We start from the raw sequence: 18,372 nt of genomic DNA on the forward strand, positions 1-18,372 counted from the left end.
TTTTAGCTTACAACTTTACTTTACTCATAATGATGATCATGTATTTAAAAAGAATCTATCTGGCAGTCGCTTGCCTTCTTCCACTTCATGTTACTTTTGCACAACTGCCACAAGACTCAAGACGAGCTGGTGGAATCGCAGTTATTCCTTTAGAAGCAAATACCACTCAAGTTTTTTATGAACAAAATCCTGTACTGATTACGCATGAAGGCTCACAGCGTTATGCTGTGTTTGGTATCCCTTTATCTGCGCCTCTCGGTACACTCACCCTAAGAACCAATAACAGTCCGATTCAAATCGAACTTAAGCCATATCCTTATGCTGAGCAGCGTCTCAACGTCAAAAATCAGGATTACGTCAATCCTCAGCAAGAGCAATTGGATCGTTATGCGCGTGAAGCAAAAGAGCAAAATGATATTTATAGCTCTTTTAGTCAAAGTACATGGAACAGTTTCCCAAACTTTATCCGCCCTACAGCAGGTAAATTTAGCAACTCTTTTGGCCGTAAACGCTTTTTTAATGGTGAAGAGCGTGCTCCACACTCAGGTTTGGACATTCCAGCGCCAGTTGGTCAAAAAGTAATTGCACCTGCTGATGGTATCGTGGTGCAAACTGGAAACTATTTCTTTAATGGCAATACAGTCCTGATTGACCATGGGCAAGGTTTAATCAGTATGTTCTGTCATCTAAGTAAAATTAACGTAGAAAAAGGACAACGCATTCGTCAGGGTGAAACGCTTGGCTTAGTGGGAAATACTGGACGAGTCACGGGGGCTCATTTACATTGGGGTATGAGCCTGAATAATGCTCGGGTTGACCCACAATTATTTCTAAAATAAAAAGAAAAGCTTATAAAAAAAGTGATCTATAAAAATAGATCACTTTTTAGAAAAACTTAATAATTTAAGCTTTATGCAGCTTCAACAATTTCAAAATCATGGGTAATTTCAACACCACCATCCACAAGCATTTTACTTGCTGAACAATATTTCTCCGCTGAAAGTTCAACCGCTTTTTCGACTTGCTTGGTTTTTACTGCTTTACCTGTCACCACGAAATGTAAATGAATTTTAGTGAACACAGCTGGAATCGAATCTGCTCTTTCCGCTTTAAGCTGACATACGACACCTGTCACATCTTGGCGAGATTTCTTTAAGATGGTCACAATATCAAACGAAGCACACCCACCAAGTCCCATTAAAATCAATTCCATAGGACGTGGACCACGGTTTTCACCTCCATATTCAGCAGAACCATCCATTACCACAGTGTGGCCACTTTCTGATTTAGCCTCAAAAGCAACATTCTCTAACCAATGTACACTTGTTTGCATTGCAACTACCCGAAAAACGTTATAAATTTACTGTGTTCTTGTACACTAACATAAAATGAGTTGATAAGGAATTTCATCTCTTCTGTGTAGAAAAGGCTCTAGCAAGGGCCTGTGCGATCGGTTTTATCCAAATTCGGAAATTTTAAGCATGACTTCAAATTTTTCACAACTTAGCACTGATGCTTTGTCTCCAGGTCAACTACCTGAATCAGTTAAAGCATTGCTAAAACGTGCTCATATTAACAGATACCCTAAACGCACCGCGATTGTTGACGCTGGAACTGAATCAAAATCACTGTATTTAATATTAAAAGGTTCAGTGTCAATTATTTTACGTGAAGATGATGAACGTGAAATCGTCGTTGCCTACTTAAACCCTGGTGACTTCTTTGGTGAAATGGGGCTTTTTGAAAAGAACCCTCAGCGTACCGCAGAAGTACGTACTCGAGATGTATGCGAAATTGCAGAAATTTCTTATGACAACTTCCACGAGTTAAGTAAACAATACCCAGATCTAAGTTACGCTGTGTTTGCTCAACTGGTACGTCGTCTTAAAAATACAACGCGTAAAGTAACAGATCTGGCCTTCATCGATGTGTCTGGTCGTATCGCTCGCTGTTTAATTGACTTATCTGCACAACCTGAAGCAATGATTTTGCCAAATGGTCGCCAGATTCGTATCACACGTCAAGAAATTGGGCGTATCGTGGGTTGTTCTCGTGAAATGGTTGGACGCGTACTCAAGACGCTTGAAGATCAAGGTATGATTCAAACTGACGGTAAAGCCATCTTAATTTTTGATGCTTCTTTAGAAGAAAATACTTTTGCTGAAGAAGAGTATGATGAAGAGGATTAATTTGATCTGAGATCAAATGCGTTCGAATTAAAGCCAGTGCCCGCCACTGGCTTTAATTTTTTCAATCAAACCTATAACAGCTGCTGATTACATAATTACAATGATTATAGAGGTATTCAGAATGTTAACTGCTGTCAACATTTTTTATAATCCTCCCTAATCACGACTATATTCATAAGATACTGATTTGGAGAGAATAAGTATGAAGAAGTTAGCTTTGAGCCTTTGTGCTGTTACAGTAATGACAATTTCTGGCTGCGCATCTTTCGCAGATATGGCGGGTGCCGACAGCGCAACCTTGAATGCTCAATCAGCACAAGGCTTCGCTAAAATGACACAAGAAGCGCGTGCCAAAAATCAACTTGATAGCAGCTCAAGTACTTATCAACGTATCAATACTGTTTTTCAGCGCTTAAAACCTTATGCAGACCAAATGAACCAGACTGGTCAACGCTTTGACTGGCAGTTGGCTGTATTAAAATCAGATACCGTCAATGCTTATGTTGCACCAGGTGGTAAAGTTGTTTTTTATACAGGTATTGTCAACAAGCTTAATTTGAGCAATGACGAAATTGCGGCAATTATGGGTCATGAAATGACACATGCCTTAGAAGAACACGCTAAAAGTAAAATTGGTGCCCAAGCTTTAACAAATCTTGCAATTGGTATTGGTAAATCATACGCAGGCAGCAGTATCGGTGATCTTGGCAGCGCAGCAATCGATTTGGGCAGCCAAGTCGGTGTTGGCCTACCTTACTCACGTAATCTGGAAAGCCGTGCTGATTACGGTGGTTTAATGTTGATGGCGAAAGCAGGCTATAACCCAAATGCTGCAATTAGTCTTTGGGAAAAAATGAATCGTTTGGATGGCGCTGGTGGCAGTTCATTCTTGTCAACTCACCCATCAAATACACAACGTATTAGTGATATGCGTAAAAACTTACCTGCTGCATTAGCGCTTTATAACAAACGTCGCTAAGTAAAAAGCCCTTTAATTCTACGGTGAGAATTAAAGGGCTTTTTCACCCAGCAACAATATAGAATAAAAATTAAGCTTTGAGCAAACGCAGATGTAACATATGCGTCGCAATGGTATGACGTATATGATCTGGTCGTGCATAAAAATAACGCTCAGTCAATCCATCCCCCGATAAATCCTCAGTGACGATATATCCCATTTGTTCTACTGACTGATGCAATGCTTTGGGTCTAAATTGCCCTTTTAATGGTTCTTTTAAAAAACGAGTAAATTGCGACACAAACAACGTGCCCAAACGCTCTATGCCCTCCAATTCTCGATAGTCAACTGAATAGTCCAAGACCACTTCGCTTCCCTGTGCTGCTATCTGAGAAATACTTGCCAAGGTATTTAAAGTTGTTTCTGGTTCTAGATAGTGTGTCGTCCCCAACCATGAGAAAAAAGCAGCTTGATCCTGCTTGAACGTACTCCGGGCTAAAGCATCTGCAATTGATTCTTTTTCAAAATCGATTGCAACAAACTCAACATTTGCTGGAAGCACTCCAAATTGGCGTAATTTGCTTTGTTTTGCTGCCTGAGTATCTGGGTGGTCTACTTCAAAGATTTTTAACTGTGGGTATTTCTGGGCCTGTCGTAAGGTAAAAGAATCTAGACCTGCTCCTACCAGCACATACTGTTGAATTCCCTTCGCGATTGCTTGCTCAAGCAAATCTTCTGCATATCTGGAACGTCCGACCACTTGCCCTGTTAATAAGCCAAAAGTGCGATTAAACATAGCGGAGTTCATGACTTTCACGGTCAACGAACTGGTTAACAGTTTCTTCCAGCCCTTACTGGTTAACTCAAATGCAAAAGGATCAGAAAACACTGGATTCTCAGCATTTTGAAAATGATTGGCACGTAATGCAGCAGCAGCTTCGGCCGTGCGACTCGATTGTCCTTCTTTCATTTTGATTCCCCATTTTATTGCTATCTTGCAAAAAATAAGCAGCAAATTCTACCCTAAGATAAAATTTACTGCTGTTTGATGATTGATCTAAAATCAGTTGGTTTTTTCAGTCTGATAGGTCACTTGATAATCATTCAAATCCATACGTTTTAAACGTTGCTTTAACTTTTTCAATGACCACGGCCATGCAGCAAAGTTACGGCCATTGGCATCTAAGTAGTAGCTCTTACATCCGCCTGCGTTAAACACTGTGGTTTTCAGATGTTTCTGCACCAGCTCATTATGATGCTTGATCACTTCTGGCTTAATATTCAACTTACTGATGCCTTTTTCTTTGATTTTCAGTAAACCATCAACGATATAATCAAGCTGCGCTTCAGCCAAACCAATGAATGAATCATACACTAAGACATTTGGTCCTAGAACAAGGAAAGCATTTGGGACATTCTCAATACTGGTGCCCAAATACGCTTCTGGTGAAGTATTCTTCCACAAATCATTCAGGCATTCACCTTTCTCATTTGACACACGTTTGCCAATCGGTGGATGAGACACCTCAAAGCCTGTTCCCCAAATAATCACATCGACTTCGTGACGCTCACCGTTTGCTGAAACAACGGTATTCCCTTCGACCTTCACCAATCCATGTGGAATCAGTTTAGTATTCGGTTGTTGTAAAGCAGGATAATAATTGTTGGCGAATAATAAACGTTTACAGCCAATGGTAAAGTTCGGCGTCACATTTTTACGGAGTTCAGGATCTTCAATTTGGAAACGTAAAATCAATTTTGCCAATTCGCCAACTGGCTTTAACACAGCTGGATTACGTAAGCCGAAATTAATTGCATTTAATGATTGTGCAACTGCTTGACGCCATGTTTTTTGAATCAGTGGGAATTTTTCAATGAGTGCTTTGCTGATATCGCCTAGATCTGTATCTGGCTTTGGTACCACCCACGGTGCTGTACGTTGATACACGTACAATTCTTTTGCCAATGGCTGAATCTGAGGAACAAACTGAATTGCTGATGCGCCTGTCCCAATCACAGCAATACGCTTGCCAGTCAGGTCATAATCATGATTCCATTTCGCTGAATGGAACATTTCTCCCTTAAAAGTTTCTAGACCATCAAGTTTTGGAATTTGCGCTTCGGTAATTGGACCTGTTGCGAAAACCACAGTTCTGGATAAGTTTTGACCTTTATTGGTGTCAATCACCCACAGATTGCGCTCTTTATCCCACGCTGCATTGAGCAGCTCTGTTCCAAATTCAATTTTTGAGCTGACATTGAAATTTTCGCTGACTTCTTCTAAATAGCTGAGAATCTCAGGTTGGCGAGCAAACAAATGACTCCATTTGGCACTAGGTGCAAATGAATATGAATACAATGCCGATGGTACATCACATCCGCAACCTGGGTAAGTATTTTCACGCCAAGTTCCCCCAACGCGTGTTGCCTTTTCAATGATCTTGTAGTTGCTATAACCTACTTGATCAAGACGAATCGCCGTTGCGATACCAGAAATCCCAGCGCCTACGATAAAACTATCATAGATGTGTGGTGGTAAAGCTTTTCCTTCAGCTGAGTTTAATTTTTTTGCTTGAGCTGTCATTTAAAAATATCCTTTATTCATTCAACTGAAATAAGCCTACCGCCAATCAGATGTCTTCTTATTTCAGTGTTTAAAATCTTTTATCCGAGGTGACTACTTCATAAAACGATATGATGTACCTAAGAATTTTGCATATAAGTTCGGTGCAGTACGTTTCATCAACCAAAATAACTTGGCATCGATTTGTGGAATAGTATAAAGCTCACCTTTATCCAAACGATCCAAGGTCAGTTTGGCCACCTTGTCACTGGTGGTAAAAGCCAAATTGGTCAGCGCATAATCCAACAACCCTTTATGTGGAACTTTGCCGTTTTTAATAATATTGGTCGGTACTAAGGTTGGACACAGCACATTGACTTTGATATTAGATTTTCGCAGTTCAGCCGAAAGCGTTTCTGACAAGGCACGAACACCTGCTTTAGACACGTTATACACGGTCATTTCTGGTGCTGCCGTATAAGATGCTGCAGATGCCACGTTGATAATTGCGCCATGACCAAGTTGTTTAAACTTTGGTACAAAAGCACGGCAGCCATGGATCACCCCCCACAAATTAATATTCATGCACCAATGCCAGTCTTCAGAAGACATTTCATCAAACTTGCCTCCCAGACCAATCCCTGCATTATTAATCACCAATGTGACTGGGTTCTGCATCAATTGTTGAGCCTGTTCGGCCAATTGATTGACTTGATCTTCTTTGGCAACATCACATTGCACAGCAAAGGCTTTTGCTCCAAGTGCTTCCACTAAGCTGACCGTTTCTTTTGCTGCATCAAGATTAATATCCGAACACACCACTGTACCGCCACGTTTTGCCAGTTCAAGTGCAAAACTACGACCAATCCCACTTCCTGCACCTGTCACCACAGCGAATGCTTTTTGGCTAGGCTTGTTTTTTTTCCCAAATAATTTCATCTTTGCTTTCCAATAATCTCGTATTGATCTGGACCAAGTTATGCAGTCGCTGCACGTACAGGTGGTACAAACTCTTTCAGGAAGTAAGGGCTTAATAAACCTGTTTCTGGGTTTAATAAACGTTCTTTGTAATACGCCATATACGCCGTAGTATCATGGTCATTTGGATGAAAACTTGGACGTAGATATTCGAGAATGTGCATAAAGCTACTTCCAAATACTCCACGCTCGCTACCGAACAATAAAGCCGTACTTTCCACAATATCTTTCATATAATGAGGATTAATCAGGTTGCTTGGCTTGCGTACAAATGGCATCAAATAGCCGCCAAGCGAAACACCACCTAAAATAGTTAAACTTGCCAGTAAGAAACCCGTCACTCTGAGCCAATAATTACCTGATAACTCCAGAAAAACATCGTATGCAATATCTTTATGCTCAGACTCTTCCAACATATGCCACATCCACATGGCACGCTGTCTTTCGTCTTGAGAACCCAACAGATACTCTTCATGCTGCATCATGAATTCAGCAAGCACGGCGGTGTAATGTTCTATGCCTGCCATCAATGAAAGCTGTAAAGACTGTGGAAGTTTATAGATACCATATTCGAAAACTTTGCCCGCAATTGCACGAAGTAACTCAACTGGATATCCATTTTCTTTCAAGACTTCATCATTAAACTGATTGTGGATTTTTGAATGAATCGCTTCTTGTCCAATCAAAGATGTCAGTCTTTGTTTTAAAATCGGATCTTCAATAAAATCACGATGATGACGCGCAGTATCGATCACCACATCTTCACCAAATGTTAGAAAGATGGATAAAGCATGAAAATAAGAGGTTGCTAACTCTTTATTTAAAAAAAACTTTTCATCCAATTCATTCGGATTGAACTTAAAATCAAAATGACGAATTGGAATAGGTGATTTATTCACTAGATTTTGAATAACACCCTGATATTTGGTACTTAATTTGCCTGAGAAGACATTTCGAAGAACTTGAGCGACCATGTCTTAATTCCCATAGAGAGAGTAAAATAAAAACACACAGCAATGCATCCATCAAAAAATCGTAAAGCTGTCTATAAGATTATTTCTGCAACTTTAACGACTTCAATTCTTAAACTTTAAGTTGGGACGCATCCCCCCATACACGGGTCAGCTGAGAATGGTTATTTGCATAGTGCATGAGCGAAATAACGGCAACAAGAACCAAACTGCTCATAAGACATTGAGCTTTTTTGCCACCTATTACCTTTATTTCACCGCACTCTACTTAGCTATCTGATTCAAAAATTAAGCCGCTTGCACCTTAGGCGTGAACTCTTTTACAAAGAATGGATGCAATGCACCACCTTCTGATAAAAGTTTCTTTTCGTAGTATTCAAAATATACTGTTGCATCATGATCATTTGGATGGAAATCCGTACGTAAATAATCAAAAATACGACCTTGGGTACTTCCAAAAACCCCATCCTTCGGACTAAAGATCAGCTTGACACCACGTCGTGCATCTTTCCAAAATTTCGAGGTCAACATTTCTTGTGGCTTACGTAAGATCGGCACCATGGTTGCAGAGAATGGGATCAGCCCAAGAATGGTGAAATAAGCCAGTAAGAAACCTGAGATGCGTAAGGCATAATTACCATTCAGTGTTTGATAAACATCATAGGCAACATCTTTATGCTCTGATTCTTCAAGCATATGCCACATCCATAAGGCGCGGGTTTTTGCATCATCAGAGAAGTAGAAGTTCTGCTCATGCGCCATCATGTATTCCGCCAATACTGCGGTGAAATGTTCAATCCCAGCCATCAATGAAAGTTTCAGCGGTTGCGGGAATTTCAAGAAAATATGATCAAAGAACTGTTCACCCAGGAAACGATAGAGTCGTACTGGATAATCAAGATCAACAATTGCATCGTTAAATTCATTATGTAATTTTGAATGAATCGCTTCCTGACCAATCAACGAAGTCACACGCTGTCTCAGGATCGGATCTTTCAATTGATCGCGATGATGACGAGCTGTTTCAATCACCAAGTCTTCGCCATAGGTTAAAAATACTGAAAGCGTAGCGAAGAAAATCGTAGCGAATTGATTATTCATATAAAATGAAAGATCAACTTGTTTCCCTTCAAATCCGATGGCCAAGTGACGAATTGGAATACTTTTTTTACTCGCAAAATCAATTTGCTCAGTTATTGGGTTAGATTTAAATAAACTTAAACCTTTCTTTAATGTGCTGCTAATCATGGCTACACCTACCTACTTCACTTGAGCGTCATTTGCCCTTTGACATGCGTTGCATCTGGTTCATCTCTTTTCGTCTTTCTCAGTCATTTGAGAAGTCTGAAAAAATATTCGGGAGATTTTTTTGAACCTGATCCTGATATGAAATTACTTTAAACCGATCTTATGTTCGGATTCAATTCGGGTAATTACCACAGTTTGAATAGATAGATTCTTCATAAAAAGTGGTTCTTATCAAATTTTTAAAACACAAATAAGAACAGCTTAATTATTTTTTTTACTTTTATTATCAAACATATATTTAAAATAAAAAATAAATTCCATAAGTCAAAATCAAGATTAATCTTCGCGAACTCATTTTTATTACAGAAAAAATATAAATATTAAAATGCATGTAATTTTATTTGTTCGGATTAATTAAGCGGCCCTTTCATAGGATTCCAGCACATGTTAATCTGACATTATGTTCGGATTTTAACAATAAAAGCTTATGGCGACTCGTAAACCACGTCAATCCCGCTCAAAAGTAACCGTAGATACCATTATCGAAGCTGGTTTCATTGCAGTTGCCAGTAATGGCACCAGTGGTACAACCACACGGCATATTGCAGATATTGCGGGTGTCAGTGTCGGCTCTTTATATGAGTATTTTAAAAATAAAGAAGAAATTTATGATGCAATGGCCAAAACTTTTGTCAAAGAAGTATTAGATATGGTCAAGGAACTCACGCCAATCATCATTGAACAAGAGTTAGAACCATTATTTGAAATGATTTTCTACACCTTTAGAGATTTACTGACACGCGATGATGATCGCTATCTCATCTGCCTAAGATATGCGACTGAACTCAAGTACGAAAAATATATTGGTCAGATCGAAATGGCACTGATGGAGGTTTTGATGAAATATATGATTCGCCATCCTCGTTACCTAAAGGTCAATAATCTCAGCGTGACTGCTTATATCAGTATTAATAGCAGTATCTTCAATGTGGCACGTCATTTAATCTTACCGAATCCGCAAATCAGCTTTGATGAAATGGTCAAAGGTTTAAGCACCATGATTATTAGTTATATCGAAGCAGAATTGGCAAAAGCTGGAAATTAAAAGCCAGCTTTCACTGGCTCAATTTAACTTTAGAATGGTCTTGCGCCTGCCAAACTGACACGTTTCAATAAACGACGTTGCTCAGCAGGAAAGGCTGTGCGTGAATGCAAGGTCAACTGATTATCCCAATAGACAATATCTCCAATTTCCCACTGGTGTTCATAACGATATTGAGGCTTGACGATATGTGCTCTTAAGCGTTCGATCAACGCTGCGCCCTTCTGATCATCATATCCTACAACTTCAACTTCAGTCTGTGCATCCAAATAAATACCACGCCGACCACTCTCAGAATGTGTACGAACCAATGGATGTGGAAATGCAGCACCCAATATCGGTTGATCAGAAAAGCGATATTTTGGAATCGGGCTTTTATCCTTCAAGCGTAAAAATGGATTATAAGTAATCAGTTGCAACCCTTCGATTTCGTCTTTAGTTTCCTGATCTAGGTCTTCATATGCCTGAACAGTATTATACCAACTGGTCGCACCACCATCTTTGGGAAGTTCAATTGCGTAAAGCAAGGATCCACTAGAAGGCTGTGGTGTCCAGTGATGGTCACTGTGCGGGGTCAGTTCCCCATGACCTGTATAATCCCCCTCTCCAACCGCATTAGATACGGGTACAATATCAGGCGGTGCATTGGTATCATTACGCGTTGCCAATACTGGGACATCTGTTGGCGGACGGAAAATCCCACCAAAATAACTTGCAAAGGCCAGTAAGTCACTGTCTTCCAACTCTTGTGCCTTGAAAACTAAAATTAAATGTTCATGCAATGCCTTTTTCAGCATGAGGATCACTTCCCCACTTTGAGGTTTACTGGCATCCAACCCAGTCACAATCGCACCCAATGCGCCTTCGATGGGTGTGATTTGCACGCTATCTAAACTATGCTTCTTGTATTCATGCCAACGCGGTGCACTTTCGATCGCTGCTGAAAGTTGTGTGAGTACGGTCATTTTCTTTCCTTTAAATCATTCATTATATTTTTTAAAGCATTTAGCTCTATTCACGACTCCCCAATCACAAAATTAGTGATCCATTTAAATATATGAAAACCTTGAAATATAAGAACCAATATTTTTATATTAATTTATTTATTTTTATGATTATAAAGTTCAGTTTACTTGGACTTACCAAGCAAACTGAAATTGATTAAAATCTTTAACTGGCGGGATAATTAAATGATCTTCAGTTACATGACTAAAATCTGTCAAAATATCATTTCTAATTGCAGCAAGTCGAACGTCCTCTCGAACGCGTGGATGCGGTAAATGAACAGGAACAATTCGTTTAATCCGACCAGGATTGGGTTGCATCACCACAACACGATCACCAAGGAAAACGGCTTCCTCCACATCATGCGTCACGATAATCATGGTAATTTTTTCAGTTTGCCAGATCCGTTGTAACTCCTTTTGTAGATTGGCGCGCGTCAGTGCATCCAATGCGCCAAAAGGTTCATCCAACAACAAGATTTTAGGTCGATTAATCAAACTTCTCGCAATCGCAACACGTTGACTCATTCCACCTGAAAGCTGTGCTGGATAAGCATCTTTAAACTTACTCAAGCCAACCAATTCAATATGTTCATCAATCAACTGATTCTGTTCAGCGACTGTTAATTTGCTATTTAACAATGCAACCCGAATGTTATCTTGCACATTCAGCCAAGGAAATAATCGATGATCTTGAAAGACAATACCACGCTCCAGACTGGTGCCTTGAATCGGTTGTCCATCGACCAAAATCTTGCCTTCAAATTGATCATCTAAGCCGACAAGTAAACGTAATAAAGTTGATTTTCCACAACCACTACTGCCGACGATACTGACAAATTCCCCCGCTTTAATCTCTAAAGAAATATCATCCAATACAGTTAAGGCTTGTTCTTGGTACTGCCCATATGATTTATTGAGATGATTAATTTTTACTGAACCTACATTTAATGATGTCATTTTAGCTCCTCTAAAACAGAAATCAAAATATAATAAAATCAATCTTTACTATATTTTTGATATGACTTCCTATAGTTTTGCCAAAGCAACTTCTGTAGACTTAATTAAAACAATGACCTCACTACCTAATTCTAAATTTAGGTTTTTCACTGATCGTGTAGTAATTACCGAAGTAAAAACTCCCGCAGGTGTTTCTACATCCACCTCAGAAACGACACTGCCTTCAATAATTTCTTTAACAACACCACGAAACTGATTACGCACATTAATTTGAGGAATACTCATCTTTCACCACTTTACATCTGTTTATTAAGTTATGTTTAGCTATATTAGAAAATATACGAATATTTAGAACTATTATTTTTGAATATTTTTTGATTAAAAAGTTATATTTATTTTAAATCATTGATTATTGTTTTTTCAGCAAAGTGATTTTAAAGCAATAAAAAGGTGACACTGCCACCTGATTATTCATTTCAATTAACTCAATAATTCTTCCAACATAATATTGACCACTTTATCGTTTCCCACCAAGCCATATTTGACCAATCTTGCACGCACGATATTACGACTAATCCCTAAAAGCTTAGCTGTTTGGACCTGATTGCGATGGCAATATTCATAAGCGATACGAATCGTTGCTTCTTCAATCAAGCGATCTAGATTTTCATTTTTCAAGGCATGAGATGATTCAAATAAATTCAGAAGCGCATGCTGCAATATTTGTTTAGGCAATAAATCTGTTCTAGGAATGGTTTGTGTGCTCTTCTCCAAATCAGAAATCTGTCGCAAATTCAAACTACTGGATAAAGATGCAAAGCAAAAGTCAGTCGGCTGAATTTGATGATTCTTGCAGACCAGTAAGGCATGATGAATGGCATTTTCCAGTTCACGAATATTACCGGGATAGCCATAGGTCAATAGTTTCTGGACTGCACTTGGGCTCAGCGTCGCAATTGGATAGCCCAAACGTTTGCAATATTGAGCAATAAAAAAATGAGCCAACGGTAAAATATCGCCAGGCCGTTCAGCCAAAGGAGAAACTTTAAGTAAAGCGACATTCAGCCGATAAAATAAATCTTCCCTGAACTTGCCTGCTTGAACTGCCTCATCCAGATGGACATTGGTAGCCGCAATCACACGGACATTCAACTTAATTGGCTTAAGTGAACCGACTCGAACAATTTCACGTTCTTGCAAGACCCGCAATAATTTCACCTGCATTGCTGGAGATAAGTCACCGACTTCATCCAAGAACAACGTGCCATGATTGGCCGCTTCAAACCAACCCGCCTTGCTATTGATTGCACCTGTAAATGCACCTTTTTCATGTCCAAATAACTCACTTTCAGCCAATGATTCGGTAAATGCACCACAATGTACTGCCACAAAAGGACCACGACTACGTTGGCTCATCATATGTACCTGACGTGCAACCAGTTCTTTACCTGTCCCTGTATTGCCAATAATCAGGACGCTCGCCTCACTGGGTGCAATCTGTTCGATGCGATCCAGTAAATCTCTTGATTTTTGATCTTCAAAAACCATTGCTGTCGCCCGCTCAGTTCGCGTTAAAGTCTGATTTTGTGGATAAGTAATGAATGACATGCATTTACTTCCCTATTGTTCTAAAAGAGAAGTTATCTTGCATGACTATTTGTTTAAATAGAAATCAGTAATTCACCTTTGTTATTTCTATTTATTAAAATAGAAATAAACTCCAATTAATTAAACTACAAAGATGATTTAATTTTGGCTATATGCATTATATTGATTGCTATATATCTTTTTATAATCAATCTGATTCTGTTTTAACAGTCCTTCAGAGATTAAATTATCAACCCATATTGTAAAATCATCATTTTTAAATTTCCCCGCAATACTTGAAATTCCCCACTGTGTCTAATATTTTAACATGGCACTATTTTCAGGTCGTTTACGTTTCTCCAAAATGTGTTCAAAACGTGCAATCACTTGATCTCTCGGTTGTTGTCTAGACCATTCAATTGCTTTGGCTATGCCCGTTACCACTTTACGGGTCGTATTCGGATGTTTAGCAATATAGCGATTTGCCATGACATAAGTTCCAGTCGTCAGATCGCCGACCAGATCATAATCCCGATAAAGACGACGTACACCGCCCCGTTCGATTGAAGGACCAGTCAATGGCGCTAAATCCACATGACCATTTCTTAGGGCTTGCTCTGAAGAACCTGGTGGCAAGACCACTAGCGTTACTTGATTGATTTCTTCTGGAGTCCTCCTTTTTTTAAATAGGTTTTCAACATATATTCCACTTGTGCACCCAGAATATTGGTTCCGACTTTTTTACCGATTAAGTCTCTGGCTGAATGAATTGGGCTATTTTCCAATACATAATAACCAGCAAAAGGATCATCAAAAGTACCGTAGGCAGCAATGACAACGGTTCCAGGTACACCACTGGCCACCATTTTAACGGCTGAGCCTGCAAAACTTGGACTGCTGATATCACTATCACCTGACAAAGCAGATTGAATGCCTTGTGGTCCTCCTGTAGAAACACCCTGATAACTTAACTTGATTGGTGCGAGATAACCTAAATCCTCAGCCAATTCCAATGGTGTAACCACGCCTGGCGAACCTAAATATTTAAATTCTAAAGATTCGAGTCCATCGACTGTGGTCAATTTCGATGCTGGTTTTGTACATCCCAACAAAATGAGCGACATTGTCAGCATACAACTCAAATCAAATCAAATAGATGCATTCCCCAGCCTTGCTTAAACATGTCTATGCTCCTGACTACCTTTCAGTTTTCCACGCGGTCAAACGCTTTTCAATCGCAAGCAGACTGTAGTTAAACAATAGACCAATTGTGGTAATACTAATGATGCCAAAGAACATTTCGGGAATCTGGAAGTTATATTGCGCATAATTAATCAAATAACCCAAACCTGCTTTCGCCCCAACCATTTCTGCGGCAATCAACATTAACACTGAGAATGAACCCGCCAAACGTACGCCCACGAAAATCGTTGGAATCGCAGCAGGTAAAATCACTTTACGGAATAACTGAATGGAGCTCAGTCCCATGGTTCTTGCTGACTTGATCAACAATGGATCAACATTACGAACACCACTGATGGTATTCAGTAAGATTGGCCAAGTGCAGGCATAGGTGACCAATGCAATTTTCGAACTCTCGCCGATTCCAAGGAAAAGAATAAACACAGGTAATAAAGCTAAAGCAGCCGTATTTCGAAACACTTCCAATAAAGGACTCAGAAATTCAGAAAAACGGGTGTACCAACCAATCGCCAAACCCAAAGGAATGGCAATAATGATCGCAAAAATAAAACCGCTAAGTGAGCGAATCAAACTGGCTTGCAAATGTGTTAATAATTGACCATTTTGAATCAAGCCCCAACCACTTACCAAAACTGTAGAAAACGTCGGTAAAAATGCTGAATCGACCAAGCCAATACGCGGTACAATTTCCCAAATGGCCAAAAATAATAAAATTGCAGCAGAACGCTTAAAACCACTGGAAAGCCAGCTGAGATTGAAACCATCCCCCAAAGAACTGATCTTAGGTGGAGAAGAAATTGAACTAGGCTGAATTGTTTTCGGAAACGTTAATGTCTCTTTTGTACTCGACATAATCACCTCTGTTTCTTGTTAATTTTTAAAATACGTTGTGCTTAAGCGACCAACTGCTTTTGTTTTTCCTGCTCTTGGGCTTTCAATACTTCTTCACGTAACAAGCTCCAAATCTGATGACGCAGTTGGCTGAATTCAGGACTGGAACGGACATCTTCCTGATCGCTTCTTAGCTCAGTTGGTACTTCAATCACCTGTTTGATGCGTCCGGGACGTGAGGTCATTATGGCAATGCGCTGTCCCAAATAAATCGCTTCATCAATACTATGTGTAATAAAAATGATGGTCTTCTGGGTCTGTTGCCAAATTTTGACCAATTCAGCCTGTAAAGTTTCGCGGGTCTGTGCGTCGAGTGCAGCAAAAGGTTCATCCATCAATAGAATGTCGGGGTCATAGGCCAAACTCCGTGCAATTGCGACCCGCTGCTTCATGCCACCTGAAAGTTCATTTGGATAATGATGTTCGAACTCCGCAAGCCCAACCAGATTTAAGAAATACTTTGCTGTTTGATAACGCTGTTGTTTATCAACGCCTTTTGCATCCAATCCAAACTCAATATTTTCTAAGGCCGTTAACCACGGAAATAAAGCATATTGCTGAAAAACGATACCGCGATCTAAACCCGGTTTTTTAATCGCTTGCCCATCAATAGTGATTTGACCTGAACTGGGTGTGGTTAAACCGGCCAAAAGATCGAGCAAGGTTGATTTTCCACAGCCACTCGGACCAACAATGGCAACAAACTCACCGACCTTGACATCTAAAGATAAATTTTCGACTGCCACAAAATCTTCGGACTGAACTTTTGCACCTTTGACTTTTTTGGCAGCAAAAGACTTATAAACATTTTCAATTTTTAATTTTGTGCTCATTGCTTCTGCTCCTTACTGGGCTGCTCGTCAGCTACATTTTTGTTTTCACTTACGTAGGGATTAAATTGATTGGTAAATAAAGCATCTGCCTTAACCTGATTGGGTTTGAACTCACCACGCTTTTCAAATAGATCAATCCAACGCTGGTATTGTGCTGCATTTAACAATCCGCCTTGACTGACGACCCCATAACTGCGCCAGTACTGCATCAGCACATCGCTTTCATTGCGTTTTCTCTTTTCAATAATGCTTTTAAAACGGGCGAGCACTTGTTCTCGTGGTGTTTGCTTGGTCCATTCCACGGCTTTGGCAACACCTGTGACATATTGCTTGACCACTTCAGGATGCTGTTGGATGAATTTTTCAGTAAAGACATAACTGCCCGCGGTAAAACTGCCATACAGATCCGTATCTGAGACTAGTTTTCTTAAACCGCCACGTTCCAAGGCCTTATCTTGAAAAATAGAAACCAACGCTGCGGCATCAACTTGTCCTGCACGTAAGGCTTGTTCTGTGTTGACGGGTGGCAATACCACAAATTCCACTTGATTGATTTCGTCATTGCTTAAACCTTGACGTGCCAAATAGTCTTTCAAGACAAATTCGTAATGTGCACCCAATGTGTTTACAGCCACTTTTTTGCCAATCAAATCACGCGCTGAATGAATCTGACTATTATTTGGAACGTAATAACCGACCCAACTTTTGTCATCACTGCCATATGAGGCAACCACGGCTTTGATCTTCACCCCTGCTGCTGCAAGCTTAATGATTGCACCATCAAAAGCCGTTGCAACATCCACATCGCCTGTAGTAAGTGCTTGTAAATCCTGAGGACCACCTTGCACACTGCCGACATATTTCAGCTTTAAGTCACCTAAATAGCCCAAGTCTTCAGCCAGTTCTGGTAATGAAACCACACTGGTTAAAGATTGATAACGAAGCTCATGCACCTGATTGGGTGGAATATCTGATTGTTTACTGCATGCAATGAGACTGAGCGCCATTAAACTCAATACGCTAATCTGCCCAAGCGATTTAAAATGCTGTTTGAAAAACTGCCGAAAATTCTGTTGTTTCATTTTATTATTCTCCTAACGTCGCCAAACCAAAATACGACGTTCAGTTAAATTGGCTAAGCTATTCCACGCCACACCGATAAAACCAATCACGATTAAACCAAATACAATCAGACCCACATCTAAAGCAGCTCGTCCACGAATCACGATATTGCCCAGCCCAACACCATAGTTTGCCAACAAAAACTCTGCCCCGATGGTCGCTACCCAAGCGAAAATCAAACCGAGTTGTAAGCCCAAAAAGATTTGGCTGGCTGCCGCAGGTAAAATCAGTTTGTTCAAGGTCTGCCAAGCATTAAATTGATAGACTTTTGCTACTTCGTATTGATGCAGTGGAATTTGTCTTACCCCATCAATGGTATGTAAGGCCACGGGATAAAAAACTGAGAGCACAATGAATAGAATTTTCGCGCTATTGCCATAATCCAAAAAGGTAGTGATTAGCGGTAACCATGCAAATAAAGAAATCTGCCGCAATACATTAAAACTGGGCAAAAATAAATAATTGGCCCAACGTGAAACCCCAACAACAATGCCAAAAATAATGGCCAGAATGCTGCCTATGACAAAACCTGTCAGATCACGGAACAGGCTCGCGCCCAGACCTATCCAAAACTCTTGCTGCTGAAATTGATGGATTGCAATCTGTAGTACCTCAAATGGTGCTGGAATGAGTTTAGGATTGACCCAATTTAACTTGGATGCGATCGCCCACAACACAATGAAAACAATTGGGAGGACCAAACCATAAACGTTTAAATAATTGAAATTAAATCTTGGTTTGGATGTAGAAGTAATAGACATAT

18 protein-coding genes and 1 pseudogene are annotated in these 18,372 nt (G+C 39.9%); 4 read left to right on the plus strand and 15 right to left on the minus strand.

Features of this window, described 5'->3' with window-relative positions; all coding sequences use genetic code 11:
• The first annotated feature begins 38 nt into the window (after positions 1-38).
• Positions 39-839 (plus strand): peptidoglycan DD-metalloendopeptidase family protein, encoded by an 801-nt coding sequence (locus tag F909_RS02695; protein WP_005153930.1) that lies wholly within the window; start codon positions 39-41, stop codon positions 837-839.
• A 71-nt stretch (positions 840-910) separates the two neighbouring features.
• On the opposite strand, the gene F909_RS02690 is transcribed toward F909_RS02695, so the two are convergent.
• Complete coding sequence (locus F909_RS02690) at positions 911-1,333, minus strand: OsmC family protein (RefSeq protein ID WP_005153932.1); 423 nt, start codon at positions 1,331-1,333, stop codon at positions 911-913.
• A 148-nt stretch (positions 1,334-1,481) separates the two neighbouring features.
• On the opposite strand from F909_RS02690, the gene crp reads away from it, so the two are divergent.
• On the plus strand, positions 1,482-2,189 hold the full coding sequence (crp, locus tag F909_RS02685; RefSeq protein WP_005153934.1) for a cAMP-activated global transcriptional regulator CRP: 708 nt from the start codon (positions 1,482-1,484) through the stop codon (positions 2,187-2,189).
• Between the two features lie 202 nt (positions 2,190-2,391).
• A complete protein-coding gene (locus tag F909_RS02680) occupies positions 2,392-3,168 on the plus strand; it encodes a M48 family metallopeptidase (RefSeq protein ID WP_005153935.1) in 777 nt (258 codons plus the stop codon).
• A gap of 70 nt (positions 3,169-3,238) precedes the next feature.
• Here the strand turns inward: F909_RS02680 and F909_RS02675 are convergent, their stop codons facing one another.
• From F909_RS02675 to F909_RS02655, 5 genes are all read right to left on the minus strand, one after another.
• Positions 3,239-4,117, minus strand: a complete 879-nt coding sequence (locus tag F909_RS02675) for a class I SAM-dependent methyltransferase (protein ID WP_005153936.1) — start codon at positions 4,115-4,117, stop codon at positions 3,239-3,241.
• Positions 4,118-4,210: 93 nt separating this feature from the next.
• Positions 4,211-5,731, minus strand: coding sequence for a flavin-containing monooxygenase (locus F909_RS02670; protein ID WP_005153937.1), 1,521 nt, complete (start codon positions 5,729-5,731; stop codon positions 4,211-4,213).
• A gap of 93 nt (positions 5,732-5,824) precedes the next feature.
• On the minus strand, positions 5,825-6,649 hold the full coding sequence (locus F909_RS02665) for an SDR family NAD(P)-dependent oxidoreductase (protein WP_005153938.1): 825 nt from the start codon (positions 6,647-6,649) through the stop codon (positions 5,825-5,827).
• A 38-nt stretch (positions 6,650-6,687) separates the two neighbouring features.
• Complete coding sequence (locus tag F909_RS02660) at positions 6,688-7,662, minus strand: metal-dependent hydrolase (protein ID WP_005153939.1); 975 nt, start codon at positions 7,660-7,662, stop codon at positions 6,688-6,690.
• Between the two features lie 285 nt (positions 7,663-7,947).
• Complete coding sequence (locus F909_RS02655; RefSeq protein WP_005153940.1) at positions 7,948-8,907, minus strand: metal-dependent hydrolase; 960 nt, start codon at positions 8,905-8,907, stop codon at positions 7,948-7,950.
• A 487-nt stretch (positions 8,908-9,394) separates the two neighbouring features.
• On the opposite strand from F909_RS02655, the gene F909_RS02650 reads away from it, so the two are divergent.
• Positions 9,395-10,012, plus strand: coding sequence for a TetR/AcrR family transcriptional regulator (locus tag F909_RS02650; RefSeq protein WP_005153941.1), 618 nt, complete (start codon positions 9,395-9,397; stop codon positions 10,010-10,012).
• Between the two features lie 29 nt (positions 10,013-10,041).
• Here the strand turns inward: F909_RS02650 and F909_RS02645 are convergent, their stop codons facing one another.
• The 9 genes and pseudogenes from F909_RS02645 to F909_RS02610 all read right to left on the minus strand — a co-directional run bounded on the left by F909_RS02645 (position 10,042) and on the right by F909_RS02610 (position 18,370).
• Positions 10,042-10,974: a TauD/TfdA dioxygenase family protein gene (locus tag F909_RS02645; RefSeq protein WP_005153956.1), complete on the minus strand. Its 933-nt coding sequence runs from the start codon at positions 10,972-10,974 to the stop codon at positions 10,042-10,044.
• A gap of 174 nt (positions 10,975-11,148) precedes the next feature.
• Complete coding sequence (locus tag F909_RS02640; RefSeq protein ID WP_005153959.1) at positions 11,149-11,973, minus strand: ABC transporter ATP-binding protein; 825 nt, start codon at positions 11,971-11,973, stop codon at positions 11,149-11,151.
• 69 nt (positions 11,974-12,042) lie between these two features.
• The gene (locus F909_RS02635) at positions 12,043-12,258 is read right to left on the minus strand and encodes a TOBE domain-containing protein (RefSeq protein ID WP_004654121.1); all 216 of its coding nucleotides are present in this window, start codon (positions 12,256-12,258) and stop codon (positions 12,043-12,045) included.
• 195 nt (positions 12,259-12,453) lie between these two features.
• A complete protein-coding gene (locus F909_RS02630; protein WP_005153961.1) occupies positions 12,454-13,581 on the minus strand; it encodes a sigma-54 interaction domain-containing protein in 1,128 nt (375 codons plus the stop codon).
• 138 nt (positions 13,582-13,719) lie between these two features.
• Positions 13,720-14,743: pseudogene (locus F909_RS0120430) on the minus strand (ABC transporter substrate-binding protein).
• A 14-nt stretch (positions 14,744-14,757) separates the two neighbouring features.
• Positions 14,758-15,615 (minus strand): ABC transporter permease, encoded by an 858-nt coding sequence (locus F909_RS02625; protein ID WP_005153970.1) that lies wholly within the window; start codon positions 15,613-15,615, stop codon positions 14,758-14,760.
• 41 nt (positions 15,616-15,656) lie between these two features.
• Positions 15,657-16,487: an ABC transporter ATP-binding protein gene (locus F909_RS02620; RefSeq protein WP_005153973.1), complete on the minus strand. Its 831-nt coding sequence runs from the start codon at positions 16,485-16,487 to the stop codon at positions 15,657-15,659.
• Complete coding sequence (locus tag F909_RS02615) at positions 16,484-17,569, minus strand: ABC transporter substrate-binding protein (RefSeq protein ID WP_005153976.1); 1,086 nt, start codon at positions 17,567-17,569, stop codon at positions 16,484-16,486. The genes F909_RS02620 and F909_RS02615 overlap by 4 nt, the downstream gene beginning before the upstream one ends.
• A 12-nt stretch (positions 17,570-17,581) precedes the next feature.
• On the minus strand, positions 17,582-18,370 hold the full coding sequence (locus F909_RS02610; protein ID WP_005153978.1) for an ABC transporter permease: 789 nt from the start codon (positions 18,368-18,370) through the stop codon (positions 17,582-17,584).
• Positions 18,371-18,372 lie beyond the last annotated feature (2 nt).

This window comes from Acinetobacter sp. ANC 3929, from assembly GCF_000369405.1.
Lineage (GTDB): Bacteria > Pseudomonadota > Gammaproteobacteria > Pseudomonadales > Moraxellaceae > Acinetobacter.

Bases quoted from the DNA above. Each gene is read 5' to 3' on its own strand.
- F909_RS02640 (WP_005153959.1), bottom strand. From the start codon at position 11,973: ATGACATCATTAAATGTAGGTTCAGTAAAAATTAATCATCTCAATAAA.
- F909_RS02675 (WP_005153936.1), bottom strand. From the start codon at position 4,117: ATGAAAGAAGGACAATCGAGTCGCACGGCCGAAGCTGCTGCTGCATTA.
- F909_RS02650 (WP_005153941.1), top strand. From the start codon at position 9,395: ATGGCGACTCGTAAACCACGTCAATCCCGCTCAAAAGTAACCGTAGAT.
- F909_RS02655 (WP_005153940.1), bottom strand. From the start codon at position 8,907: ATGATTAGCAGCACATTAAAGAAAGGTTTAAGTTTATTTAAATCTAAC.
- F909_RS02645 (WP_005153956.1), bottom strand. From the start codon at position 10,974: ATGACCGTACTCACACAACTTTCAGCAGCGATCGAAAGTGCACCGCGT.
- F909_RS02665 (WP_005153938.1), bottom strand. From the start codon at position 6,649: ATGAAATTATTTGGGAAAAAAAACAAGCCTAGCCAAAAAGCATTCGCT.
- F909_RS02625 (WP_005153970.1), bottom strand. From the start codon at position 15,615: ATGTCGAGTACAAAAGAGACATTAACGTTTCCGAAAACAATTCAGCCT.
- F909_RS02680 (WP_005153935.1), top strand. From the start codon at position 2,392: ATGAAGAAGTTAGCTTTGAGCCTTTGTGCTGTTACAGTAATGACAATT.
- crp (WP_005153934.1), top strand. From the start codon at position 1,482: ATGACTTCAAATTTTTCACAACTTAGCACTGATGCTTTGTCTCCAGGT.
- F909_RS02660 (WP_005153939.1), bottom strand. From the start codon at position 7,662: ATGGTCGCTCAAGTTCTTCGAAATGTCTTCTCAGGCAAATTAAGTACC.
- F909_RS02635 (WP_004654121.1), bottom strand. From the start codon at position 12,258: ATGAGTATTCCTCAAATTAATGTGCGTAATCAGTTTCGTGGTGTTGTT.
- F909_RS02620 (WP_005153973.1), bottom strand. From the start codon at position 16,487: ATGAGCACAAAATTAAAAATTGAAAATGTTTATAAGTCTTTTGCTGCC.
- F909_RS02615 (WP_005153976.1), bottom strand. From the start codon at position 17,569: ATGAAACAACAGAATTTTCGGCAGTTTTTCAAACAGCATTTTAAATCG.
- F909_RS02690 (WP_005153932.1), bottom strand. From the start codon at position 1,333: ATGCAAACAAGTGTACATTGGTTAGAGAATGTTGCTTTTGAGGCTAAA.
- F909_RS02695 (WP_005153930.1), top strand. From the start codon at position 39: ATGTATTTAAAAAGAATCTATCTGGCAGTCGCTTGCCTTCTTCCACTT.
- F909_RS02670 (WP_005153937.1), bottom strand. From the start codon at position 5,731: ATGACAGCTCAAGCAAAAAAATTAAACTCAGCTGAAGGAAAAGCTTTA.
- F909_RS02610 (WP_005153978.1), bottom strand. From the start codon at position 18,370: ATGTCTATTACTTCTACATCCAAACCAAGATTTAATTTCAATTATTTA.
- F909_RS02630 (WP_005153961.1), bottom strand. From the start codon at position 13,581: ATGTCATTCATTACTTATCCACAAAATCAGACTTTAACGCGAACTGAG.